Genomic DNA, 23,890 nt, shown 5'->3' on the forward strand with positions numbered 1-23,890 from the left:
CCCGCCAGAGTTGGCACCGCACCCGAAGCCCACACCAACGACAACCCACACCCGGATGAGACACCCGGGTGAGCGGCTACCGATTGCGCGGGTGCCGCCGAGCCATCCGCTCATTGCCATGACGATAGTTCCCCGTCACGCGCGCCATGAGCAACTGCGGATCGCTCTGATCCGCCTCGGCGAGAAAGTCAGCGGCGCGCGCCCCGCGCAGTACGGTTGCGCGTCTGCCGTGGTGGGTGATCACGACATCCTCGCCGCGCGTCTCATATGCGAATCCGGTCGGGGCGCCCATGCGAAGGATGTTATCTCTGGATCGGCGGTGCTGGGTAGTTCGCGCGCTGGACACGAAGAGGGCGAGCGCGAAAAGCAGATCGCCGGCATGCATTGTTCGCACGAAGGCACCATCAGGAATGATCTCCCGCTCAAGGTCGAGCACGGAGCGATCGCCGTGGGTCAGGATGAGGTGGCCGTCAGCCTCCAAGCACTGACGCAGCTGCGCGTCGCCGTGATGATTCGTCGATGACGCAGGCCTGTCTTGTCCTGAGCTGCGAGCTCAGGAAAGCGGTCAAGATCTCTTCGATGTGCGGTCGCTGCCTCTGCATGGGGCGATGGTGGTTTGGGCCACCGACATCAATCGGATCAGATCACACCCAGGTCGGCATCCAGTTATGGATGAGCCAGAAGTCATACGGCACGTTCATGCCGATCCACACCGGATAGAAGAACACCGAGACGAGCACCGTGACCGCGAGGAAGACGATGACCGTGCGTTCTCCGGACTGCCGTCGATGCAGCGGTTCGTCGCGGCGTCCTGCGATCTCCCTCAGCGCCAGCACGAGTGCCAGCACGAGGAACGGCATCATCACCACCGTGTAGAACTGGAAGATCGTGCGCTCGGGATACATCAGCCACGGCACGTAGGTGACCCCGACGCCGACGAGCGGGATCGCATACGTCCACGGCATCGGCCGTCGCTTCACCAGCCCGCGCACGAACCGGTAGAGCAGGAAGATCGCGGCGGCGACGCCGGCGTACCAGATCAGAGGATTCGGCACCGACGACACCACCGAGATGCAGTGATCGGTGCCGCAGCTCTGGTCATCTCCCACCCAGACTGCGGTCGGGCGGATGAGGAGCGGCCACTGCCATGCGGGGCTCGCGTACGGATGCCCGCTGCTGAGTCCGACGTGGAACCCGTAGATCGACTCGTGATACGTCCACAGCGCGGCGAGCGGATTCCCGGCGGCCTGACGATCGTATCCGCCGGCTGTCACCAACCACCCGGTCCAGCTGACGAGATAGGTCAGCAGCGCTGCAGGCACCAGCAGCACGAATGAGACGGGCCCCTGGCGGAACGCGGCATCCGTCGGCCACAACAGCACGTCGGCGCGGCGACGCGCCAGAGCATCCGTGACGACGAGATACAGTCCCAGTCCGGCGAGCGCGTAGAGCCCGGACCACTTGACAGCGCACGCAGCACCGAGCGCGACGCCCGCCGCGATCACCCATGGTCGGCGCCAGATCACACGCCCCCAGAGCGGGTCGGGAGCATCCGCATCGGCATGCTCCACCAGCGGGATGCTGCGCCTGCGGTCGTACAGGATGAACAAGACTCCCAACAGGATGAAGAACGTCAGGATGCCGTCGAGCAACGCTGTCCGGCTCATCACGATGCTGAGCCCGTCGATCGCCAGCAGCAGCCCTGCGACCGTCGCCGCGATGACCGATCGCGTCAGCTCCTTGGCGACGAAGTACACGAGCAGAACTGTGACAGCGCCGATCAGAGCGACCATCAAGCGCCAGGCTGCGCTGTTCCCCGCGCCGAACATGCCCATACCGAGCGCGATGATCCACTTGCCCAGCGGCGGATGCACGACGAAACTCCCGGCGCCGGTCAGTGCACTCGTGTCCCCGGTGAGGAAGGCTTCATTCGCGCCATCGCCCCACGTTCCTTCGTAGCCCAGCGTCCACAGCGACCAGGCGTCCTTGACGTAGTAGGTCTCGTCGAAGGCGAGCACGTTCGGGTGCGACAGGTTCGTCAGCCGCAGCACCGCAGCGAGCGCCGTGATGACGAGCGGCGACAGCCAGCGGATGACACGATGCCAGTCGGGATCGAGCAACAGCCGATCGCGCAGCCGCCCCCAGCGCGTCAGGCGCTCCTCAGGAGGGGGGAGCAGAGGCACGGGCGTGGTCACGGCATAAGCCTAAGCGGCAGTGCGCGCCTAAGCTGATCGTGTGATCATCCTCGCCGCGACTCCGATCGGAAACCTCGGCGATGCGTCCCGTCGCCTCATCGAAGTACTCGAGAACGCTGAGATCGTTGCGGCGGAAGACACCCGCACCACGGCCCACCTGCTTCGCGCGCTGCAGATCGAGAATCGACCCCGGCTCATCGCGCTGCACGACCACAATGAGAAGCACATGGCCGCGGAGCTGGCCGCACTCGCCGCCGAGCAGGACATCGTGGTCGTCAGCGACGCGGGGATGCCGGCGGTCAGCGATCCCGGCTACGGTCTGGTCGTCGAGGCTGTCGCGCAGGGCGTCACCGTGACGGCGATCCCCGGACCGAGTGCCGTACTCATGGCACTCGCGATCTCGGGACTGCCGACCGACCGCTTCACGTTCGAGGGATTCCTGCCGCGCAAGCCGGGGGAGCGGCGGACAGCCCTCCGCGCAGTGGCGAGCGAGAAGCGCACCATGGTCTTCTTCGAATCGCCCGCTCGCCTCGCCTCGACACTCGCCGACATGGGCGCGGCGTTCGGTGCCGACCGTCGCATCGCCGTCTGCCGTGAGCTGACGAAGTTCTTCGAAGAGGTGCGCCGCGGCACGGCATCCGAGCTCGTGGAGTGGGCCGAGAAGGGCGTCAAGGGCGAGATCGTCGTGGTCGTCGAGGGAGCAGCGCCGGCAAGTGTATCCGTCGAGGATGCCGCTGCCCAGGTGGAGGCGCTCGTCGGGGGCGGGATGCGTCTGAAGGAAGCCTGTGCTGAAGTCGCCGCGGCGACCGGCCTGAGCTCGCGCGACCTCTACCAGCAGGCGCTCGCGGCCCGGAAGCCTTGATGGACACGAGCCGCGTACGTTCTTCGGTGAACTGCGCTTGGCTCGGTGAGATTCCACCGAAGCGCTCCGAAGAAGGCGCGCTTCTCCGAGCGAGGTGCACGCACCCCACCGCGCGACGGGGCCGCGCGACGAGGCCGAGCGACGAGGATGTCGACCTATCAGCGCGCATCCGCGCGTAGGCTCACGGAATGACGCGAGAAACCAGTTCGCGAACCCGTTGGCGTGCCGCTGCCGCTGGCATCGCAGCCGTGCTCCTCGCCGCCGGACTCGGTGAGCTCGTCGCGGCGGTGATCGCGCCGTCCGCGAGCCCGTTCGCGGTGATCGGCGGCGGACTCATCGACATCGCGCCGAGCTGGGCGAAGGATGTCGCGATCGCGCTGTTCGGCATCGCCGACAAGGCCGCTCTCCTGACGGGCATGGCGGTGGTCGCCGCTCTCATCGCTGCGGCGGCGGGTCTGCTCGAGCTGCAGCGACGCCCCCTGGGAGCGTTGATCTTCGTCGCGCTCGGCGTCATCGGGGCAGTGGTGGCGACGGTGCGGTCCGACGGGGATCTACTGGCTTGGCTGCCGTCGATCGTGGCGGGCGTGGCCGGAGCGGTCGTGCTGCGCGTGCTCATGAAACGGACGATCCCCGCGGCAGAGGATCCGGCGGACGGTCCGGGTCGCCGGCAGTTCCTGGCGTGGACAGGTGCGACGGCGGCGCTCGGCGTGGCAGCGCTCGTCCTCAGCAACCTCGCGCGCGCGACGGTGCGCACCGTCGAGGCCGCCCGCGCCACGGTGCGGCTGCCCGCGCCCGCGACCGCTGCACCGGCTGTGCCGGCGACGGCCGAACTCGCAATCGAAGGGTTGGCTCCGGTGGTCACACCGAACAGCGACTTCTACCGCATCGACACCGCCCTCGTGGTGCCGCAGGTGGATCCTGCGGATTGGAGCCTGCGGGTGCACGGCATGGTCGATCACGAGGTCGTCCTCACGTGGGACGAGCTCTTAGCGCTGCCCCTCCAGGAGAGCGACATCACCCTCGCCTGCGTGTCGAATACGGTCGGGGGCGACCTCATCGGCAACGCCCGGTGGCTGGGCTATCCGGTGCGCGAGCTGCTCGCACGGGCCGGTGTGTCTGCGGATGCCGACATGGTGCTCTCGACCTCGATCGATGGATTCACCGCATCGACGCCGCTGGAAGCCCTCACCGATGAACGCGACTCGCTGCTCGCCGTCGGGATGAACGGCGAGCCGCTCCCGCTCGCGCACGGATTCCCCGTGCGACTGGTGGCCCCCGGACTCTTCGGATATGTGTCGGCCACGAAATGGGTGACCGAACTCGAAGTCACCCGTTTCGACAGGGCGAGTGCCTACTGGACGACGCGCGGGTGGTCGGAGCGCGGCCCGATCAAGCTGCAAGCGCGGATCGATGTGCCAAGGGACGGGCGATCGGTTGAGTCCGGATCCTCAGTGATCGCCGGCATGGCCTGGCAGCCGCACATCGGCGTCGATGGCGTCGAGGTGCGCATAGACGGAGGGCCTTGGCGGCGGGCGGAACTCGCCACCGTGATCTCCGACGACACGTGGGTGCAGTGGAGCCTGCCCTGGACAGCCGAGACCGGCGTGCATGAGATCGAATGCCGTGCTCTCAGCCGGAATGGCGAGACGCAGACATCGACGCAGGCGCCGCCGGCTCCGGACGGCGCACAGGGCTGGCATCGGATCAGCGTGACGGTGAGCTGACCCTAGGCTCGTCATCATGATCGATGATGTGATCGCCGCCGCCTATGACGCCCGCGCCACGGAGTACATCGAGGTCGCCGGCTCGATCGCGCAGATGGATGCCGCCGATCGGAACCTCATCGGGGCGTGGCGCGATCAGTCGTCGGGGCGGATGCTGGATGCCGGATGCGGCCCAGGGCTCTGGACCGAGTTCCTCCACGACGGGCACCGCGACATCGTAGGCGTCGATATCGCATCCGAGTTCCTGGCCGCCGCTCGCGCCCGCTTGCCGCATCTCAAGTTCGAGCACGCCTCACTGCGCGCACTCCCGTTCGCCGATGCGTCTTTCGGCGGCATCCTCGCCTGGTACTCCCTGATCCACACCCCGCCCGCCGACATCCCCGCGATTCTCGTCGAGCTCGCGCGCGTCCTTGAGCCCGGCGGCTCACTGCTGATCGGCTATTTCGATGGCCCTCCCCGCGAGCAGTTTCCCCACGCCGTCACCCCTGCCTACTTCTGGTCTGCCGACGCCCTCTCCGAACTCCTCACCGGCACAGGTTTCACTATCAGCACCACTGACCGTCGCACGCGCGAACCCGGCGAGGCGAGCAGGCGCACCCACGGCGCAGTGACGGCGATCCGCACCTGAACCCGGTATCGACAGCATCCGCCGCACCGCGTAACCACCCCGGTCATCCCAACTAGAATTGCCGTCATGCCCTCAGGCGAATCCTTTTACATCACCACGCCCATCTACTACCCCTCCGATGTGCCGCACATCGGCCACGGGTACACCTCGGTGGCGACGGACACGCTCGCGCGCTGGCACCGTCAGTCGGGTGATGACACCTGGATGCTGACCGGCACTGACGAGCACGGGCAGAAGATGCTCCGCGCCGCTGCGGCGAACAACGTCACCCCGCAGGAATGGGTCGACAAGCTCGTCACGGAGAGCTGGTTCCCGCTTCTGGAGACGCTCGACGTCGCCAACGATGACTTCATCCGCACCACGCAGGAACGCCACGAGAAGAACGTGCAGGTGTTCTTCCAGCGTCTGTACGACGCGGGTTACATCTACGCGGGCGAGTACGAGGCGCTCTACTGCGTGGGCTGTGAGGAGTTCAAGCCCGAGTCGGAGATCGTCGACGGCACCGGACCGTTCGAGGGCCTGAAGGTCTGCGCGATCCATTCCAAGCCCCTCGAGCTGCTGCAGGAGAAGAACTACTTCTTCAAGCTCAGCGAGTTCCAGGACCGTCTGCTCGAGCTCTACAAGACCGAGCCCGACTTCGTGCGCCCGCACTCCGCGCGCAACGAGGTCGTCTCGTTCGTCAGCCAAGGCCTGAAGGATCTGTCGATCTCGCGCTCCACGTTCGACTGGGGCATCCCGCTGCCGTGGGACGAGTCGCACGTCATCTACGTGTGGGTCGACGCGCTGCTGAACTACGCGACAGCGGTCGGGTACGGCGCAGACGAAGAGCTCTTCGAGCGTCGCTGGCCCGCGTACCACGTGGTCGGCAAGGACATCCTGCGCTTCCACGCCGTCATCTGGCCCGCACTCCTGATGGCTGCCGGACTCGACGTCCCCAAAGGCGTCTTCGCGCACGGCTGGCTGCTCGTAGGCGGCGAGAAGATGTCGAAGTCGAAGCTCACCGGCATCGCGCCGAGCGAGATCACCGACGTCTTCGGCTCCGACGCGTACCGGTACTACTTCCTCTCCGCGATCGCGTTCGGACAGGACGGCTCGTTCAGCTGGGAAGACCTGTCCGCGCGTTATCAGGCCGAGCTCGCGAACGGCTTCGGCAACCTCGCCTCGCGCACGGTCGCGATGATCGAGAAGTACTTCGACGGTGTCGTGCCCGAAGCCGCCGAGTACGCCGAGCAGGATCTCGCGATCCAGAAGATCGTGGCGGATGCCGCGGCATCCGCCGACCGCTGGATCGAGCAGTTTCGCATCGACGAGGCGATCTCGTCGATCTGGACGATCGTCGACGCACTGAACGGCTACATCACCGAGAACGAGCCGTGGGCTCTCGCCCGTGACGAGGACAAGCGCGCACGCCTCGGCACCGTGCTCTACACATGCGCCGAGGGTCTGCGTGCGCTCTCCGTGTTGCTGTCGCCGGTCATGCCGCAGTCGACGGAGAAGCTGTGGTCTTCGCTCGGCGCTGCCGAGAGCCTCGGAGCCCTGCAGGCGCAGCCGATCCGCGAATCCGGAGCCTGGGGTGCCCTGCAGCCAGGCACACAGGTCGCCGCCCTCGCGCCGCTCTTTCCTCGTGTGGAGTCGCAGGCTTGACCGAAAACCCCAGTCAGTACGTTCGGGAGCGGGCAGCGGAGGGCCGTAAGGACCTCCGTTACCCGGCTGCCCCCGAACCGCTGACGGCTCCCGTGTACGACAATCACGCCCACCTGGAGATCACGGATGGTGTCGAGCCGCTTTCGCTGAAGGAACAGCTCGACAGGGCCGAGGCTGTCGGCGTCGCCGGCGTCGTGCAGGCCTCGGGTGACATCGAGTCCTCGCGGTGGGCGGTGGATGCCGCGGCATCCGATCCTCGTGTGCTCGCGGCCGTCGCGATCCACCCGAACGATGCGCCCGCCTACGCTGAGGCCGGGCAGCTCGACCACGCGATCGACGTGATCGATGAGCTCGCCGCTCACCCGCGCACGCGCGCGATCGGCGAGACAGGGCTGGACTTCTTCCGCACCGAGGAGGACCGCCGCGGGCCGCAGTTCGAGTCGTTCGAGGCGCACATCGCGCTCGCGAAGAAGCACGCGATCGCGATGCAGATCCACGATCGCGACGCTCATGACGCCGTGCTGGAGACTCTTGCCCGCGTCGGTGCTCCCGAGACGACGGTGTTCCACTGCTTCTCTGGCGACGACGCGATGGCCAGGATCTGCGCGGATGCCGGGTACTACCTGTCCTTCGCCGGCAACGTGACCTTCAAGAACGCGCAGAACCTCCGCGAGGCGCTGCAGGTCACCCCGCTCGATCGCATCCTCGTCGAGACCGATGCGCCGTTCCTCACACCTGTGCCGCTGCGCGGCCGCCCTAACGCGCCGTACCTGATCCCGCTCACCCTGCGGTTCATGGCCGCAGAACTCGGCCTCGAGGTCGATGAGCTCGCCACCCAGATCGCGCGCAACACCGTGACCGTCTACGGCAGCTTCAGCGACTGACCGTCATTCTCGTCGACGACCGGCTTGGCGTTCACGATGTGCGAGATCGGCTTCCAGACCAGCACCAGGGTGATGGCTGCCCCGGCGAATGCGAACCACCAGGGCGCCGTCAGACCCCACACCTGCGCGATGACGCCGCCGAGCGCCTGACCGATCACCATGCCGCCGAACACACCAACCATGTTCACCGACGCGACCCGGCCCTGCAGCTCGTGCGGCACGAGCCGCTGCCGCACGGTCGTGGAGATCGTGCCCCACACGAACGCGTAGCTGCCGAACACGAACATGATCACCAGCGCCACCCAGCCGATGCTCGTGAGGGCGAATGCGAGGTGCATGAGCACCTCGAGCGACAGCGCCACGCGCATGAGGGTGGCGAACGACACGTGCCGCTCCATCCACCCGAACGTCAAGGTGGCGAGGATGCCGCCGGCGGCGGATGCTGTCGTGAGGGCCCCGTAGCCGACGGCGCCCATGTGCAGATGCTCCGTCGCGTAGAGCACGAGCACGCCCCATGGTGCGGCCCAGGTGATGTTGAAGGTGAGGATGATCAGCACCAGCATCCGCACCGGAGGGTTGCGCCACATCCAGCGCACGCCCTCGGCGATGTCGGTGTGAACGGGCGAGGGCTTCTCGAACGAGACGGCGCGCGGCGGCACCGGCGTCAGCGCCATCCGTGAGATCAGCACGACCGCCAGAAGCACGCACACGACCTCGACGAGGAACGGCAGGGCGTGGCCAGCGGCGAACAGGAACGCGCCGATCGGAGGGCCCGCGAACTGATTCGCCACCAGATACCCCGCCTGCAGCCGGGCGTTGCCCGTGCCGAGATCCGCGGGCTTCACGAGCATCGGCAGCAGGGTGCTGCTGGTGGTGTCGACGAACACTTCGGCTGTGCCGTAGAGGAACGCCGCGGCGAGCACGATCCAGATGTTCGCCGTGTCGGTGAACAGGAAGACGCAGAGCCCGGCCAGGACGAGCGCTCGCGCGGCGTTGGCGAACATCACCAGCCTTCGCCGGTCGAAACGATCCGCGATGGCGCCGGCGTGCAGTCCGAAGATCAGCCAGGGCAGATACTGCAGCACCGCGCCTGCCGCCACCAGGATCGGCGACGAGGTCATCGACGCGATCAGCAGGGGAGCGGCGGCCAGCGCGATGCCGTCGCCGACGTTGCTCGTCCATGAAGACGCCAGCAGCCAGCGGAAATCACGGCCCATGCGGCGAGGTGCGATGAGTTCTCCGAGCGAGGGCACCCGAACACATTACCGGCATGGGGGACAATGGCAGGATGACCGTCACGCTGCTCGGCGCCACCGAGATCCGCCGTCTTGCCGCCGAGCTCGACGTGACCCCCACCAAGAAGCTCGGCCAGAACTTCGTCGTCGACGCCAACACGGTGCGCAAGATCGTGAACGTCGGCAAGGTGCGCGCGGGGGAGCGGGTCGTCGAGGTCGGCCCGGGGTTGGGGTCTCTCACGCTCGCGATCCTCGAGACCGGAGCATCCGTCACGGCGGTCGAGATCGACCACCGCCTCGCCGCACGGCTGCCGCAGACGGCTGCGGATCACGGCGTTGCGGAAGACGCCCTCACCGTGGTCGACTCGGACGCGCTACGGGTCACAGAGCTTCCCGGCGACCCGACAGTGCTGGTCGCGAACCTGCCGTACAACGTCTCCGTTCCGGTGCTGCTGCACTTCATGGAGACGTTCCCGAACCTGCAGCGGGGTGTCGTGATGGTGCAGGCCGAGGTCGGCGAACGCCTCGCCGCGCCGCCGGGGAGCAAGGTCTACGGCGCCCCCAGCGTCAAGGCGGCCTGGTACGGCCCGTGGCGACTGGCCGGCAACGTGTCCAGGCAGGTGTTCTGGCCGGTGCCGAACATCGACAGCGTGCTCGTCGCCTTCGCCCGCGACGCAGAGCCGCGCGGCAGTGAAGAGCTGCGCAGGGCCACCTTCCGCATCGTCGATGCGGCCTTCCAGCAGCGTCGCAAGATGCTGCGCCAGGCGCTCTCCGTCGTTCTCGGCGGCACGGCCGCCGAGGCATCCGCAGTGCTCGAGAAAGCAGGCGTCGCGCCGACCGCACGCGGTGAGCAGCTGACCATCGACGACTTCGTGAGAATCGCCGAGGCGCTGGACGCTAACCTGGAATCGTGACTGAGACGCCGCGCTTCCCCACCGATGTTTCCGAGCTCCACCGCCCGTACGCGGCGAAGGAGGACAGGTACAAGAACTTCGAGTACCGCCAGGTCGGCACATCCGGCCTGTACCTTCCGCCGATCTCGCTCGGACTGTGGTGGAACTTCGGCGACAACATCCCGCTGGACAACCAGCGCACGCTGCTGCGCCACGCGTTCGACAGCGGCATCACGCACTTCGACCTGGCCAACAACTACGGCCCGCCTTACGGATCGGCCGAGAAGAACTTCGGCCGCATCTTCGCCGAGGACTTCCGTCCGTACCGCGACGAGCTGCTCATCTCGTCCAAGGCCGGCTACGACATGTGGCCCGGTCCCTACGGCAACTTCGGCAGCCGCAAGTACCTCATCGCGAGCGCCGAGAACTCGCTCACCTCGATGGGGCTCGACTACGTCGACATCTTCTACTCGCACCGCGCCGACCCCGTGACGCCGGTCGAGGAGACCATCGGCGCTCTGGACACGCTCGTGCGGCAGGGCAAGGCGCTCTACGTCGGCATCTCGTCGTACAGCGCTGAGCGCACGGCGAAGGCTGCAGAAGTCGCCCGCGAGCTCGGCACGCCGCTCGTGATCCATCAGCCCTCCTACTCGATCCTCAACCGCTGGATCGAGGGCGGTCTCACCGACACGCTGCGCACCGAGGGCATGGGCGCGATCGCGTTCACACCGCTCGCGCAGGGCCTGCTGACGGACAAGTATCTCGGCGACGGCACGGCAGAGCGGGCGCAGAAGCGCGGATCGATCTCAGACCGGCCGCTTTCCGCCGACGGACTCGGAATTCTCCGCAGTCTCAACGAGATCGCCAAGGAGCGCGGGCAGTCGCTGGCGCAGCTGGCACTGCTGTGGACGCTGCGCGACCCGGTGGTCACCTCGGCGCTGATCGGCGCGTCACGGCCGGAGCAGCTCGACGAGAACATCGCGGCGCTCGAGGGACCTGCGCTCACCGACGAGGAACTCGCTCGCATCGACGCCCTCTCCGACGGCATCGACGTGAACCTCTGGGCCACATCGTCCGCTCTGTGAGATCCGAATGAGCCTCGCCGCATTCCCGGAAGCGGTGCACGTGCGCGCCCCGGGGAAGATCAACGTCTACCTGGGTGTCGGCGGGCGTCATGAGGACGGTTACCACGCGCTCGCCACGGTGTTCCAGGCGGTGTCGCTCTATGAGGATGTCATCGCCCGCGATGCCGACGACTTCAGCGTGAGCGTCGTCGGCGTCGCGGATCCGGACACCGTACCCGTCGACGACCGCAACCTCGCGATGCGTGCGGCCAAGATGCTCGCTTCGGCGACCGGATACACCGGCGGGGTTCACCTCGAGTTGCGCAAGAGCGTTCCGGTCGCGGGCGGGATGGGCGGAGGCTCAGCGGATGCCGCAGCCGCTCTCGTCGCATGCGATGCGCTCTGGGGCACCGGTGTTTCGCCGCACCGGTTGCATGAGCTCGCCGCCCGCCTCGGCGCCGATGTGCCGTTCGCCCTGCACGGGGGTACCGCGGTCGGTACGGGGCGCGGAGACCAGCTGAACCCGGCACTCGCGCGCGGCCGCTTCGACTGGGTGCTCGTGCCCAGCGAGGAAGGGCTGTCGACGCCGGAGATCTATGCGCGCCTCGACACGCATCGCGCGGAGAACGGCGCCCTCGCAGATGACCCGCCGCTCTCGCTGGACGTGCCGATCCCGGTGCTGCAGGCGCTGCGCGCCGGCGACCCTCACTCGCTCGCCGCGTGCATGTTCAACGATCTCGAGGTGCCTGCGCTGCTGGAGCGTCCCGCGCTCGATGACATCATCACCGAAGGGCTGCACGCCGGGGCGCTGAGCGGAATCGTGTCCGGCTCAGGTCCCACTGTCGCGTTTCTGTGCGAGACGCCGGAGAGTGCGCAATACGTGCAGGCCGAACTCGAGGCGGCTGGCCGTACAGCGTTGCATGTGCACGGACCCGTCTCCGGTGCGCGGATCATCTCCGCCTGAGTTCGCTCGTCGAAATCGATTCACACCGAGACACGGCGATCGGCGCGGCCTGTGTGCATATAGCGCGCCTTGCCGTTGCCGTCGTCGCCCACGAAGTGGTGCAGGATATGCACCCCCTGCTTCGCCACCAGCGGGCGGGAGCGGGGAGCGCCGGGACCGTGACGTCGGCCAGCTCGGCCAGCACAGGCAGATTCACATGTCTGTGCTGCATCGCCTGCGCGCTCTCGGCACCGAGAACGCGCGAACCGTCAGGGGTCAGGCCGCCCTCGATGTGCGCCCGTGCGAAGCCCAGCAGATCCTCGGCGGTAATGGCCAGCCGGCGGGGACCGTCGAGCGGACCAGCTGGCGAGGGGTGATCTCAGAGCCCGCGTCGCCGTCGCCGAGCACGAAATCCGTCAGAACCGTCTGCACCGGTGCGTCGAGGTCAAGCAGCCCCTCGTCCACGAGCTGCATGACGAGTGTCGCGGTCCAGACCTTGGTGATCGAGCCGATCTGGACCAGCCATGCGGCTGTCGCCTCGACGCCGGTGTCATTGTTGAGAACGCCTGCCGCAGCGCCGACCATCTGGCCGTCGGAGAGGATGGCGACGGATGCCGCGGGCACATGCCCTCGCTCGATGAGATCGGGGAGGATCTCCTCCAGCCAGGCGCCTGCTTCATCCAATATCATCACGTCTGATCCTCCGTCTAGCGATCGTGCCCTGATCGTTGAGATTACGGGTGACCGGTGCGAGATGCGTGCAGCCGTGCGCTGGGGACATAATGGACACAGTTATGTGACCGTGCACACGCAAGGGAGGCGTCGCAATGGCAGCCCCAAGCGAGCGTGCACGAGTGCCGAGCATCCGTGACGTCGCGCGCCTCGCCGGGGTTTCGCATCAGACCGTCTCCAGAGTGCTGAACGATCATCCCAGTATTCGCCCCGAGACCAAGAAGCGCGTGCAGGATGCGATCGCGGTTCTCGATTACAAGCCGAACCTCGCAGCGCGCGCCCTCGTCACCAGTCGGTCCCGCACGATCGGAATCCTGTCCGCCACGATCGGCGAGTTCGGGCCGACCTCGTCGATCGCCAGCATCGAGGACGCCGCGCGTGTCGAGGGGTACTCGGTCACAACCGTCAACCTGCCCGCGACCACTCCTGAGGCGATCGGGGACGCGATCAGGCAGCTCGGTAGGGAGCAGGTCAGCGGCATCGTCGTGCTCGCCCCTCAGGTGCGCGTGTTCAATGTGCTGCGCGGCATGGCCGTCGGCGTGCCGTTCGTCAGCCTGCAGACTGCCTCGGGCTCGGACGGCTTCTCGCTCTCCGCGGACCAGGTGGACGGTGCGCGTGCGGTCACCGAGCACCTGATCTCACTGGGGCACAGTGAGATCGTCCACCTGGCAGGGCCCCAGGACTGGATCGAGGCGGAGTCGCGCATGCGCGGATACCTCGAGGCGCTGCGCGAGGCCGACCTGCCGACGTTCCCGCCGATCCGTGGCGACTGGACGGCGGACTTCGGCTACTTCGCGGGTACCGAACTCGCGCGCCGCCCGGATTTCACCGCGGTCTTCGCCGCGAACGACCTGATGGCCATCGGCCTCATGCACGGTTTCAGGGATGCGGGGATCGAGGTGCCGCGCCAGGTCAGCGTGGTGGGCTTCGATGACATACCCGTCGCAGCTCACGTCTGGCCGCCGCTCACCACCGTGCATCAGGATTTCCCCTCGCTCGGGCAGCGTGCCGTGCACATCCTGCTCGCGCAGATCCGTGGGGACGACGTCCCTGAATTCGGTCCAGCCGTGCCGCAGCTCCGCCTGCGCTCGTCCAGCGCGTCGCGCTGACATCGCACCTGTCGCGTCTCGATAGCGCAACGAGAGACAACGTCCACTTGACACCGGAGATCAAGAGGCGCAATATTGTGTCTCATGTGAACGGTCACATTAAGAATGACCGTCAAGTATCGAGGAAGATCCGTGAGCAGCACAGCAACGATGCCAGCAGTATCGGGGCCGATCTTGGAGATGCGAAACATCACCAAGGAGTTCCCCGGTGTGAAAGCACTCTCCGACGTCTCGATCACCGTGCGAGCGGGCGAGATCCACGCGATCTGCGGGGAGAACGGCGCAGGCAAGTCGACTCTGATGAAGGTGCTCTCCGGGGTCTACCCGTACGGCTCGTACGACGGCGACATCCTGCTCTACGGCGAGGAGCAGCGTTTCAAGGACATCGTGGCCAGCGAGCAGGCCGGGATCGCGATCATCCACCAGGAGCTCGCGCTGATCCCCGAACTCTCGATCACCGAGAACATCTTCCTCGGCAATGAGATCTCGAGCGGCGGCGTCATCGACTGGAGCGCGGCCAAGACGCGCGCCACCGAGCTGCTCGCCCGCGTCGGCCTCAACGAGGATCCCGATATCGCGATCAAGCACCTCGGTGTCGGCAAGCAGCAGCTCATCGAGATCGCCAAGGCCCTCAACAAGGACGTGCGACTGCTCATTCTCGACGAGCCGACCGCGGCGCTGAACGAGAACGACTCGCAGCACCTGCTCGATCTGATCCTCGGGCTCAAGGCCAAGGGCATCGCGTCGATCATGATCAGCCACAAGCTCAACGAGATCGAGCAGATCGCCGACGAGATCACGATCATCCGCGACGGTCGTACCGTCGAGACCCTCGACATCACCAAGGGCGAGATCAACGAGGACCGCATCATCCGCGGCATGGTCGGTCGTTCGCTGGAGAGCCGGTACCCGGATCGCACACCCGAGATCGGCGAGGTCTTCTTCGAGGTCAAGGACTGGTGGGTCCAGCATCCGACCGTCTCCGAGCGCATGGTCGTCAAGGGCTCAGGACTCACCGTCCGTCGCGGCGAGGTGATCGGCATCGCCGGTCTCATGGGAGCAGGGCGCACCGAGTTCGCCCGCAGCATCTTCGGCCGCTCGTACGGCAACTTCCTCGGCGGGCAGATGTTCAAGGACGGCGAGGAGATCGAGCTCCGCGACGTCTCCAGCGCGATCCGCCACGGGCTCGCGTACGTCAGCGAAGACCGCAAGACCCTCGGACTGAACCTGCTCGACACGATCAAGCGCGCGGTCGTCTCCGCGAAACTGTCGAAGATCGCCAAGCGCGGCGTCGTCGACGACCGCGAGGAGTTCGCTGTCGCTGAGCGATATCGCAAGGCGCTGCGCATCAAGACACCGACGGTCGAAGAGGGCGTCAACAAGCTCTCCGGCGGAAACCAGCAGAAGGTCGTGCTCGCCAAGTGGATGTTCACCGACCCCGATCTGCTGATCCTCGATGAGCCCACCCGCGGCATCGACGTCGGTGCGAAGTACGAGATCTACTCGATCATCAACGAGCTCGCGGCTTCGGGGAAGGGCGTCATCGTCATCTCCAGTGAACTGCCCGAGCTGATGGGCATCTCCGACCGCATCTACACGATCTTCGAGGGACGCGTCACCGACTGCATCCCCGCTGACCAGGCAACTCCGGAGGCGCTCATGCGCAGCATGACCTCCACGAATCAGAAGGCGACCGCATGAGCACCAGCACCACCCCAGAGATCCAGAATCGGGGATTCCACTTCCGCGACATCCGCAAGATGTTCGGCGGTGCGCAGTCGTCACTGCGTCAGTTCGGCATCTTCGGCAGCCTGATCGTCATCGTCCTCCTGTTCGAGGTCCTGACGCTCGTGCGCAACGGACCCAACGGCGCGACGCTCACGCCCGGCAACATGATCAACGTCATCAACCAGTACTCCTTCATCCTGATCCTCGCGATCGGGATGGTGATGGTGATCATCATGGGCCACATCGATCTGTCGGTGGGCTCCGTCGCGGCTTTCGTCGGCATCATCGTCGCGAAGTCGATGGCGGAATGGAACCTCCCCTGGCCGCTTGCCATCGTCCTCGGACTCGTCGTGGGTGCTCTGGTGGGAGCCTGGCAGGGTTTCTGGGTCGCGTACGTCGGCGTACCGGCGTTCATCGTGACGCTCGCCGGCATGCTGTTCTTCCGCGGCGCGAACCAGTGGATCGGCAACTCGCAGTCCATCCCGGTTCCCAAGGAGTTCGTGTACATCGGCGCCGGCTATCTGCCCGAGGTCGCTCTTCCGCTGCAGTTCAACGTGCCGACCATGGCCCTTGCCCTCGCCGGCGTCGCCTGGCTGATCTTCTGGGAGATCCGCACCCGCCGCATTCAGCACAAGATGGGCTCGATCATGGCGCCGCTCTGGGTGAGCGTGACCAAGGTCGTGTTGCTGTCCGTCGTGGTCCTCGCCGCCGGTTGGATGTTCGCCACCGGTCGCCCCGGTACGAGCTTCCCGGTGTCGGGCATCATCCTGCTCGCACTGGTCATCATCTACTCGTTCATCACGCGCAACACCGTCTTCGGCCGGCACATCTACGCGGTCGGCGGCAACCGGCAGGCCGCCCGATTGTCGGGTGTCAAGGACCGCTGGGTCGATTTCTTCGTCATGATGAACATGTCGGTGCTCGCGGCCCTCGCCGGCATGATCTTCGTCGCCCGCTCGCAGGCCTCAGGACCCGGTGACGGGAACGGCTGGGAGCTCGACGCCATCGCCAGTGTGTTCATCGGCGGCGCGGCCGTCGCCGGCGGTATCGGCACCGTGATCGGCTCGATCATCGGTGGTCTCGTGATGGCGTTCCTGAACAACGGTCTGCAGCTGCTCGGCCAGGGCGCCGACGTCGTCTCGATGATCAAGGGCCTCGTGCTCCTCATCGCCGTCGGCATCGACGTCTGGAACAAGCAGCAGGGACGCCCATCGTTGATCGGATTCATGATGCGTCGGCGCGGCCGGCCCGAAGGGCCGAACCTCACCGACTACCCCAAACCCAAATAGTCCACACCAAGAAACAGAGAAAGAGATCGCATGAAGAGAATGGCATTTGCGGCCACAGCGATTGTCGCCGCAACAGCTCTCGCCCTCACCGGTTGCTCAGGCGAACGTGGCGGCGACACCGGAGGCGGTACCGACGAGGAAGTCACCGGATTCGAGGCAGGCTCGACGATCGGCGTCGCGCTGCCCGACAAGACCAGTGAGAACTGGGTGCTGGCAGGTCAGCTGTTCACCGACGGCCTGGAGGAAGCCGGCTACAAGGCCGACGTCCAGTACGCTCCGGCGAGCAACACGGTCGCCGAGCAGCAGAACCAGATCCAGACCATGGTGCAGAACGGCGCCAAGGTCATCATCATCGGTGCGAAGGACGGCAAGCAGCTGGCCACGCAGGTGCAGGCGGCGCAGGATGCCGGTGCCTACGTGATCGCCTACGACCGCCTGATCGAGAACACCGAAGCCGTCGACTACTACGTCGCGTTCGACAACTTCAAGGTCGGCAACCTGCAGGGCCAGGCGCTGCTCGACGGGCTCGCCGAGCGCGCCGATCACGAGGCGCCATACAACGTCGAGCTGTTCTCCGGCTCGCCGGATGACGCCAACTCGGCTGTCTTCTTCGATGGCGCGATGGAGGTTCTCCAGCCGGCCATCGATGACGGCACGCTGAACGTCGTCTCCGGCCAGACCGAGATCGCCCAGACGGCCACCGAGGGCTGGCTGGCCGAGAACGCGCAGAACCGCATGGACACGCTGCTCACTGGCTCGTACGGCGGCGACGTGGTGCTCGACGGCGTGCTCTCGCCGAACGACACGCTGGCCCGTGCCATCCTCACCTCTGCACAGCAGGCTGGCAAGGGAGTCCCGGTCGTCACCGGTCAGGACTCCGAGGTCGAGTCGGTGAAGTCGATCATGGAGGGCATCCAGTACTCCACGATCAACAAGGACACCGCGCTGCTCGTGGAGCAGGCCATCAAGATGGTCGGTCAGCTGCAGAAGGGCGAAGAGGCTGAGGTCAACGACACCGAGTCCTACGACAACGGCGTGAAGGTCGTCCCGTCGTACCTTCTCGACCCGGTCATCGTCACGAAGGAGAACGCTGCCGAGGCGTACGCCAACGTGCCGAGCCTCCTGGAGATCGTGGAGTCGTACAAGTAACGACTTCCGTTTTGGGGACGCGCGAGCCGTCCGGGCCTTCGGGTCCGGGCGGCTCGTTTTCTTTGCGCGCGGCTCAGCCTCACGCATAGAAGGTGGTCATGCCACCGAGGCTAGCGGTCAGCCGACTGCCGTAGCCTTGGAATGACATGGCACATCTTCTCGGGGCCGAAGGCCTCCACCTGGAATACCCGACCAAGGTCGTATTCGACTCCATCACCCTCGGCATCGAGGAGGGGGACCGGATCGGCATCGTCGGTCGCAACGGCGACGGCAAGTCCTCCCTGCTGGCGATGCTCGCAGGCCGCAAGGAACCGGACGACGGACGCGTGACGATGCGCGCCGGCACCACCGTCGGCGTGCTGGATCAGGCGGACACACTCGACGACACCCTCACGATCGCGCAGTCGGTCGTCGGTGACATGCCGGAGTACGAGTGGGCCGGAGATGCCCGCGTGCGCGACGTCATCCAGGGGCTGCTGGCCGACCTGGACTGGAATGCGCAGGTTCTGGGCCTGAGCGGTGGACAGCGGCGTCGTGTCGCGCTCGCCGCGCTGCTCGTCGAGGACTGGGACATCATCGCCCTGGACGAGCCGACGAACCACCTCGACGTCGAGGCGATCACGTGGCTCGCCGGGCACCTGAAGAAGCGATGGGCAGTCAATTCCGGCGCATTCCTCGTCGTCACGCACGATCGCTGGTTCCTCGACGAGGTCTGCACCGAGACGTGGGAAGTGCATGACCAGATCGTCGAGCCGTTCGAGGGCGGATACGCCGCGTACATACTGCAGCGCGTGGAGCGCGACCGCATGTCGGCGGCGACGGAGGCGAAGCGCCAGAACCTCGCCCGCAAGGAGCTCGCCTGGCTGCGCCGCGGAGCGCCCGCACGCACCAGCAAACCCAAGTTCCGCATCGATGCGGCGAACGAGCTGATCGAGGACGTCCCCGAGATCCGCGACAAGGTCTCACTGCAGTCGCTTGCCGTCTCCCGTCTCGGCAAGGACGTCGTCGACCTGCTGGATGCCGGCGTGCGATACGACGACCGCGAGATTCTCAAGGACGTGGAGTGGCGCATCGCGCCGGGCGAGCGCACCGGCATCCTCGGGGTGAACGGCGCAGGCAAGTCGACGCTGCTCGGGCTCGTCGCCGGCACGGTCCAGCCGACCAGCGGTCGAGTCAAGCGCGGCACGACCGTCAAGGTCAAGACCCTCACCCAGCGGATCGACGAGCTGACCACGGTCTGGAACGACCCGGTTCGCAAGGTCATCGAGAGCCTGCGCACGGAGTACACTTTCGGCACCGGATCCAAGTCGCAGTCACTCACTCCAGGCCAGCTTCTCGAGCGACTCGGTTTCTCGTCTGCTCAGCTCTCGACGCCGGTGAAGGATCTCTCCGGTGGCCAGCAGCGGCGCCTGCAGCTGCTGCTCGTACTGCTCGAGCAGCCCAACGTGCTGATCCTCGACGAGCCGACCAATGACATGGACACCGACATGCTCGCGGCCATCGAGGATCTTCTGGACTCCTGGCCGGGCACCCTGCTCGTGGTGAGCCATGACCGCTACTTCCTGGAGCGCGTCACCGACCAGCAGTTCGCCGTCATGGGAGGGCGACTGCGCCACCTGCCGGGGGGAGTGGACGAGTATCTGCGGCTGCGTGTGGCAGAGCAGAATGCTCCGCGGGCAGGCGCGTCCGCGGCATCCTCATCACGACCCGGTCTCGAGGGCGCTGCTCTCCGTACTGCGCAGAAGGAGATCGCGGCCGCCGAGCGCAAGATCCAGAAGCTCACGCAGCAGATCGACAAGGCCAAGCACGCGCTCGTGGAGCATGACCAGTCCGACTACGAAGGACTCGCTGAGAAGATGAAGCGGATCAGTGCGCTGGAGTCCGAGGTCGAAGAGAACGAGACGCGATGGCTGGAGCTCAGCGAGCAGCTCGGCTGACACGCGTCGCCACCGCGGTCAGAGCGGCGCGTAGCGCAGCGTCCGTTGCGTGCGGAAGTCCCGCTCCTCACCGCTGAGCGGGTCGATGAATCGCAGTTCGCGGGCGAGGAGCTGCAAGGGTCTGTCGTGATCGTCCGGCTTCTCGTCCGTGAGGATCGGATACAGATTGTCGTGCAGGATGCCGAGACCGATGCTCGCGAGGTGCACGCGCAGCTGGTGCATCTTGCCCGTGTGCGGGCGAAGCAGCGTATGGACGACGTGCTCGTCGGCGTCGATCAGTTCGATGAGCGTCTCGGAGTTCGGATCGCGGTCGGCGTCGACGTCGACGCACACCTGACTGCGCAGCTTCTCGATGTGCAGCCGCACCGTTCGGGGCAGATCGTTCGTCCATCCCGCCGGCCGCGCAGACACTGCCTCGTACACCTTCTCGATCTGACGGCGCTGGAACAGGGTCTGATATGCGCCGCGCGTCACGGGGCGAGCGGAGAACATCAGCACCCCGGCGGTCGCACGGTCCAATCGGTGCACCGGCGCGAGATCAGCGTTGTCGAGCAGGCGGCGCAGACGCACGAGGGCGGAGTTCTGCACGTACCTGCCCGCCGGCGTCGATGGCAGGAAGTGCGGCTTGTCGATCACGACGAGATCCCTGTCCTCGTGCAGGATCTCGATGTCGAACGGGATGTGCGTCTCGGCCGGGGGCTCGCGGTAGTACCAGACGAACTCCTCCGCACCCAGCGGTGCATCGCGAGTGACGGCGGAGCCGTCGGTGGCGATGATCTCACCGTCGTCGAAGCGCATCAGCAGTCGCTCGGGATCGAGGTGGAAGAAGCGCTCGACCATGTAGGCGCTCACGGTGGGCCAGGGGCCGGTGAGCGGTACGTGCAGGCGGGTGGCGCCGACGCCGTCGCGGACGGGGAGAGGGGAGCGCATCGCCATCAGAGGAGACTCTGCATCAGGAGTCGTAGCTCAGGCTGAGCTTGCGCAGCAGGGCTGCCATGCGGTCGCGGTCGGCGCGGGAGAGTGCCTGCAGCAGTTCGGCCTCCACGTCGACCAGGCGGGTGATCGCGGCATCCACGCGCATCTGTCCGTCCTCGGTCAAGGTGACCAGCACGCTTCGACCGTCGCCGGGATCAGCCTCGCGCCTGACGAAGCGGCGTCCGACCAGCCGATCGATCCGATTGGTCATGGTGCCGCTCGAGACGAGGGTCTGCTGTAACAGCTGCTTGGGGGAGAGCTGGAATGGCGTTCCTGCACGCCGAAGCGCGGAGAGCACGTCCCATTCCCATGGCTCGATGTCGCTGCGGCGGAACACGTCGCGTCGCGCACGGTCGAGGTGCTTGGAGAGCCGGTCCATGCGGGAGAGCACCTCCAGCGGCGAGAAGTCCAGGTCGGGGCGCTGGGTGTTCCACGCGCCGACGATCCGGTCGACTTCATCTGCCTCGCTCATCACACCATTATCCGTCTCCGACGAACGTCACATATCCGGGTCAGACGAACATCACACGCAGTTCGGGAGTATCGACGTACTCGCGCCCGAGTGGACTTGCCCACACCAGAGTCCCCTCGGGCTGTTGCCCGACGGTCCATCGATGTCGTGCATCGACATTCGGATGCTTCAGCGGATGATGACTCGTGCAGAAACAGGCGAGGTTGCACCGGCTGGAGGGGACGTACGTGTCGACGTTGGTGACCATCCCATCGGGATCGAGGAACAACCGGGAGAAGCTGAGCGCCCGACCGGCGAGGCTGCGGGCGAGGTCGGGGTGGATGGGACCCACGCCGTCGAGCTCGGCCATCGCGTCATCACGGCCGGCCAGAGTGCTCGCCGCGATCGTCACCTGACCGGTGGGTCGAATCGCGTCCAGATCGATGCCCATGGCTGTCGACGCCATGGCGGTCAGCAGCAGATCGCAGAAGAGGTCAGCGCGTCGCTGATCCGTCGTGCGGTCGTCGTCCATCGCGGCGGCCGCCGCAGTGAGAGGGTCGAAGATCGCGTATGCGAGAACCTCCGGAATCACGCCGATCAACTGGGCGATGCCGTCGGAGGTCGGACGGACACTGACCTCGCGCTCGTCACGTGCTTCGCGGTGAGCCTGTTCCTGCGCGACCGGTCGCAGTGCGGCTGTCACGGCACGCGCGCGAGCTCTGGTTCGCGGCGCGGTCGTCTCGCAGCCGTACGGCACGACGTCGTGCTCGTAGGCGGTTCGCAGGGTCAGGCCGTCGTCGTCGGCATCATGGTCACCAGTGGGCGCTTCTTCGAGGATCCCCTCGGCGGAATTCTGCGATCCGGATCGCACATTCACGCAACTGCGAATCGTCGAGCGAGCGGCATGGCAGACTTGTCTGGTGACCCCGACGGTCACGGTCCGCCGTGGTGTAATGGCAGCACGACAGCCTTTGGAGCTGTTAGGTCTAGGTTCGAATCCTGGCGGCGGAGCATGACGGAGAACAAGCTCGCGATCATCGTGCTCGCTGCAGGCCAGGGCACCAGGATGAAATCCCGGCTGCCGAAGGTGCTGCATCCGATAAGCGGTCGCCCGCTGGTCGGACACGTGCTGACCACGGCGACGGCGCTCGATGCCGCGCACGTCGAGGTCGTCGTGCGTCACGAGCGCGACCAGGTCGTCGCAGCGCTCACGGCAGACTATCCGCACGTGACATTCGTCGACCAGGACGACATCCCCGGAACCGGTCGAGCGGTCCAGATCGCGGTCGATGCGCTGCCTTCGGGCTTCGACGGCGACGTGCTCGTCCTCTCCGGTGACTGCCCGCTGGCCGATGCCGACACCCTGACCTCCTTCATCGCCGCGCACAGGGCGGCCGACGCCGCTGCGACATTGATGACGGCGGTCGTGCAGGATCCGACCGGCTACGGACGAGTGATCCGGGATGCCGATGGCGGTGTCGACCGCATCGTCGAGCAGAAGGACGCCACTGAGGACGAGGCATCCGTCCAGGAGATCAACGCGGGAATGTATGTGTTCCGCGCCACCACGCTGCGTGAGTACCTTCCCGCCATCGGCGTCGACAACGCCCAGGGCGAGATGTATCTCACGGATGTGCCAGGGCTCCTTCGCCGCGACGGCGGCCGCGTCGCGGCATCCGTCGTCTCGGATGTCACGGTGACCTACGGCGTCAACGATCGTGCGCAGCTGGCCGAGGTCGGACGTCTGCTGAACGCGCGCATCGTCCGCCGTTGGCAGCTCGAAGGAGTCACGATCGTCGATCCCGCGACCACCTGGATCGACGACGACGCGAAGCTCGCGCCCGACGTCACGATCCTGCCGAACACGCACATCGTCGGCGCGACGGTCATCGAATCCGGCGCCGTCGTCGGTCCTGACACGTCTCTCGTCGACTGCGAGGTGGGTGCAGATGCCGTGATCCGCCGCTCGGAGGCGACGCTCGCCGTCATCGGTGCCGGTGCCACTGTCGGACCGTTCTCATTCCTCCGCGCAGGCACGACCCTCGGCGCGAAAGGCAAGATCGGCGCCTACGTCGAGACCAAGAACGCCCAGATCGGTGACGGCAGCAAGGTGCCGCACCTCTCGTACGTGGGCGATGCGACGATCGGTCGCGGCGTCAACCTCGGCGCGAGCACGATCACCGCGAACTACGACGACGTGAACAAGCACCGCACCGAGATCGGGGATGAGGTGCACACGGGCTCGCACACGGTGCTCGTCGCGCCCGTTAAGCTGGGAGCAGGTGCGAAGACCGGTGCCGGCGCCGTCGTCCGCAAGGACGTTCCCGCCGGTGCGCTGGCCATGAGCGTGGCCCCGCAGCGCAACATCGAGGGCTGGGTCGAGAAGAACAGAGCAGGAACGGGCGCGGCGGATGCTGCGGCTCGGGAACAATCGGCGGAATAGGCGGA

21 protein-coding genes and 1 tRNA gene are annotated in these 23,890 nt (G+C 66.4%); 16 read left to right on the forward strand and 6 right to left on the reverse strand.

Annotated features, from left to right (window positions below; genetic code table 11):
* Positions 1–523 (forward strand): hypothetical protein (locus HDC95_RS16385; RefSeq protein WP_259064736.1); only part of this gene is annotated, 523 nt, incomplete at its 5' end.
* A gap of 121 nt (positions 524–644) precedes the next feature.
* Here the strand turns inward: HDC95_RS16385 and HDC95_RS16390 are convergent.
* Positions 645–2,195 carry a dolichyl-phosphate-mannose--protein mannosyltransferase gene (locus HDC95_RS16390; protein WP_259064737.1) on the reverse strand — a complete coding sequence of 517 codons (1,551 nt, stop codon included), beginning with the start codon at positions 2,193–2,195 and terminating at the stop codon, positions 645–647.
* A 40-nt stretch (positions 2,196–2,235) separates the two neighbouring features.
* Between HDC95_RS16390 and rsmI the strand changes: the two genes are divergently transcribed.
* The 5 genes from rsmI (at position 2,236) to HDC95_RS16415 (ending at position 7,937) form a co-directional block, all read left to right on the forward strand.
* Positions 2,236–3,057, forward strand: a complete 822-nt coding sequence (gene rsmI / locus HDC95_RS16395; protein WP_259064738.1) for a 16S rRNA (cytidine(1402)-2'-O)-methyltransferase — start codon at positions 2,236–2,238, stop codon at positions 3,055–3,057.
* Between the two features lie 188 nt (positions 3,058–3,245).
* Positions 3,246–4,781, forward strand: coding sequence for a molybdopterin-dependent oxidoreductase (locus tag HDC95_RS16400; protein WP_259064739.1), 1,536 nt, complete (start codon positions 3,246–3,248; stop codon positions 4,779–4,781).
* A gap of 16 nt (positions 4,782–4,797) precedes the next feature.
* On the forward strand, positions 4,798–5,409 hold the full coding sequence (locus tag HDC95_RS16405; RefSeq protein ID WP_259064740.1) for a class I SAM-dependent methyltransferase: 612 nt from the start codon (positions 4,798–4,800) through the stop codon (positions 5,407–5,409).
* A 66-nt stretch (positions 5,410–5,475) separates the two neighbouring features.
* A complete protein-coding gene (gene metG / locus HDC95_RS16410; protein ID WP_259064741.1) occupies positions 5,476–7,053 on the forward strand; it encodes a methionine--tRNA ligase in 1,578 nt (525 codons plus the stop codon).
* Positions 7,050–7,937, forward strand: a complete 888-nt coding sequence (locus HDC95_RS16415) for a TatD family hydrolase (protein WP_259064742.1) — start codon at positions 7,050–7,052, stop codon at positions 7,935–7,937. Before metG ends, HDC95_RS16415 begins: the two co-directional genes overlap by 4 nt.
* On the opposite strand, the gene HDC95_RS16420 is transcribed toward HDC95_RS16415, so the two are convergent.
* On the reverse strand, positions 7,916–9,154 hold the full coding sequence (locus HDC95_RS16420; protein WP_396652727.1) for an MFS transporter: 1,239 nt from the start codon (positions 9,152–9,154) through the stop codon (positions 7,916–7,918). The genes HDC95_RS16415 and HDC95_RS16420 overlap by 22 nt on opposite strands.
* A gap of 71 nt (positions 9,155–9,225) precedes the next feature.
* On the opposite strand from HDC95_RS16420, the gene rsmA reads away from it, so the two are divergent.
* The 3 genes from rsmA to HDC95_RS16435 are packed head-to-tail and all read left to right on the forward strand — an operon-like array spanning position 9,226 to position 12,093.
* A complete protein-coding gene (gene rsmA, locus HDC95_RS16425; RefSeq protein WP_259064744.1) occupies positions 9,226–10,086 on the forward strand; it encodes a 16S rRNA (adenine(1518)-N(6)/adenine(1519)-N(6))-dimethyltransferase RsmA in 861 nt (286 codons plus the stop codon).
* A complete protein-coding gene (mgrA, locus tag HDC95_RS16430) occupies positions 10,083–11,150 on the forward strand; it encodes an L-glyceraldehyde 3-phosphate reductase (protein ID WP_259064745.1) in 1,068 nt (355 codons plus the stop codon). Before rsmA ends, mgrA begins: the two co-directional genes overlap by 4 nt.
* Before the next feature lie 7 nt (positions 11,151–11,157).
* Entirely contained in the window at positions 11,158–12,093 is a 936-nt protein-coding gene (locus tag HDC95_RS16435; protein ID WP_259064747.1) for a 4-(cytidine 5'-diphospho)-2-C-methyl-D-erythritol kinase, read from the forward strand.
* Positions 12,094–12,348: 255 nt separating this feature from the next.
* Here HDC95_RS16435 and HDC95_RS16440 read toward each other — a convergent pair whose 3' ends face one another.
* Positions 12,349–12,762, reverse strand: a complete 414-nt coding sequence (locus HDC95_RS16440; protein WP_259064748.1) for a serine hydrolase — start codon at positions 12,760–12,762, stop codon at positions 12,349–12,351.
* 137 nt (positions 12,763–12,899) lie between these two features.
* On the opposite strand from HDC95_RS16440, the gene HDC95_RS16445 reads away from it, so the two are divergent.
* From HDC95_RS16445 to HDC95_RS16465, 5 genes are all read left to right on the forward strand, one after another.
* Positions 12,900–13,913, forward strand: coding sequence for a LacI family DNA-binding transcriptional regulator (locus HDC95_RS16445; RefSeq protein WP_259064749.1), 1,014 nt, complete (start codon positions 12,900–12,902; stop codon positions 13,911–13,913).
* Positions 13,914–14,063: 150 nt separating this feature from the next.
* The gene (gene mmsA, locus HDC95_RS16450; protein WP_259064770.1) at positions 14,064–15,614 is read left to right on the forward strand and encodes a multiple monosaccharide ABC transporter ATP-binding protein; all 1,551 of its coding nucleotides are present in this window, start codon (positions 14,064–14,066) and stop codon (positions 15,612–15,614) included.
* Positions 15,611–16,930, forward strand: coding sequence for a multiple monosaccharide ABC transporter permease (gene mmsB / locus HDC95_RS16455; protein WP_259064750.1), 1,320 nt, complete (start codon positions 15,611–15,613; stop codon positions 16,928–16,930). Before mmsA ends, mmsB begins: the two co-directional genes overlap by 4 nt.
* 30 nt (positions 16,931–16,960) lie before the next feature.
* Positions 16,961–18,079, forward strand: a complete 1,119-nt coding sequence (locus HDC95_RS16460) for a sugar-binding protein (protein WP_259064751.1) — start codon at positions 16,961–16,963, stop codon at positions 18,077–18,079.
* A 146-nt stretch (positions 18,080–18,225) separates the two neighbouring features.
* Positions 18,226–20,016, forward strand: coding sequence for an ABC-F family ATP-binding cassette domain-containing protein (locus HDC95_RS16465; protein ID WP_259064752.1), 1,791 nt, complete (start codon positions 18,226–18,228; stop codon positions 20,014–20,016).
* Between the two features lie 18 nt (positions 20,017–20,034).
* Here HDC95_RS16465 and HDC95_RS16470 read toward each other — a convergent pair whose 3' ends face one another.
* From HDC95_RS16470 to HDC95_RS16480, 3 genes are read right to left on the reverse strand one after another with little or no spacing between them, the layout of a single operon-like run.
* Positions 20,035–20,946, reverse strand: coding sequence for a pseudouridine synthase (locus tag HDC95_RS16470; protein ID WP_259064773.1), 912 nt, complete (start codon positions 20,944–20,946; stop codon positions 20,035–20,037).
* A gap of 22 nt (positions 20,947–20,968) precedes the next feature.
* On the reverse strand, positions 20,969–21,463 hold the full coding sequence (locus tag HDC95_RS16475) for a MarR family winged helix-turn-helix transcriptional regulator (protein ID WP_188437026.1): 495 nt from the start codon (positions 21,461–21,463) through the stop codon (positions 20,969–20,971).
* A gap of 40 nt (positions 21,464–21,503) precedes the next feature.
* Entirely contained in the window at positions 21,504–22,319 is an 816-nt protein-coding gene (locus HDC95_RS16480) for a 13E12 repeat family protein (RefSeq protein WP_259064753.1), read from the reverse strand.
* Between the two features lie 62 nt (positions 22,320–22,381).
* On the opposite strand from HDC95_RS16480, the gene HDC95_RS16485 reads away from it, so the two are divergent.
* Positions 22,382–22,453 (forward strand) — tRNA-Gln (locus tag HDC95_RS16485).
* Between the two features lies 1 nt (position 22,454).
* Positions 22,455–23,885 carry a bifunctional UDP-N-acetylglucosamine diphosphorylase/glucosamine-1-phosphate N-acetyltransferase GlmU gene (gene glmU, locus HDC95_RS16490; RefSeq protein ID WP_259064754.1) on the forward strand — a complete coding sequence of 477 codons (1,431 nt, stop codon included), beginning with the start codon at positions 22,455–22,457 and terminating at the stop codon, positions 23,883–23,885.
* The last annotated feature ends 5 nt before the right edge of the window (positions 23,886–23,890 follow it).

Origin of the sequence: Microbacterium sp. AK031 (assembly GCF_024807145.1) — a bacterium.
Taxonomy (GTDB): Bacteria; Actinomycetota; Actinomycetes; order Actinomycetales; family Microbacteriaceae; genus Microbacterium.

Coding starts and splice junctions, on each gene's coding strand:
- HDC95_RS16445 (WP_259064749.1), top strand. CDS start 12,900: ATGGCAGCCCCAAGCGAGCGTGCACGAGTGCCGAGCATCCGTGACGTC.
- mmsB (WP_259064750.1), top strand. CDS start 15,611: ATGAGCACCAGCACCACCCCAGAGATCCAGAATCGGGGATTCCACTTC.
- glmU (WP_259064754.1), top strand. CDS start 22,455: ATGACGGAGAACAAGCTCGCGATCATCGTGCTCGCTGCAGGCCAGGGC.
- HDC95_RS16470 (WP_259064773.1), bottom strand. CDS start 20,946: ATGCGCTCCCCTCTCCCCGTCCGCGACGGCGTCGGCGCCACCCGCCTG.
- HDC95_RS16460 (WP_259064751.1), top strand. CDS start 16,961: ATGAAGAGAATGGCATTTGCGGCCACAGCGATTGTCGCCGCAACAGCT.
- HDC95_RS16440 (WP_259064748.1), bottom strand. CDS start 12,762: ATGATATTGGATGAAGCAGGCGCCTGGCTGGAGGAGATCCTCCCCGAT.
- HDC95_RS16465 (WP_259064752.1), top strand. CDS start 18,226: ATGGCACATCTTCTCGGGGCCGAAGGCCTCCACCTGGAATACCCGACC.
- HDC95_RS16400 (WP_259064739.1), top strand. CDS start 3,246: ATGACGCGAGAAACCAGTTCGCGAACCCGTTGGCGTGCCGCTGCCGCT.
- HDC95_RS16405 (WP_259064740.1), top strand. CDS start 4,798: ATGATCGATGATGTGATCGCCGCCGCCTATGACGCCCGCGCCACGGAG.
- HDC95_RS16435 (WP_259064747.1), top strand. CDS start 11,158: ATGAGCCTCGCCGCATTCCCGGAAGCGGTGCACGTGCGCGCCCCGGGG.
- mmsA (WP_259064770.1), top strand. CDS start 14,064: ATGCCAGCAGTATCGGGGCCGATCTTGGAGATGCGAAACATCACCAAG.
- HDC95_RS16475 (WP_188437026.1), bottom strand. CDS start 21,463: ATGAGCGAGGCAGATGAAGTCGACCGGATCGTCGGCGCGTGGAACACC.
- HDC95_RS16420 (WP_396652727.1), bottom strand. CDS start 9,154: ATGGGCCGTGATTTCCGCTGGCTGCTGGCGTCTTCATGGACGAGCAAC.
- metG (WP_259064741.1), top strand. CDS start 5,476: ATGCCCTCAGGCGAATCCTTTTACATCACCACGCCCATCTACTACCCC.
- rsmA (WP_259064744.1), top strand. CDS start 9,226: ATGACCGTCACGCTGCTCGGCGCCACCGAGATCCGCCGTCTTGCCGCC.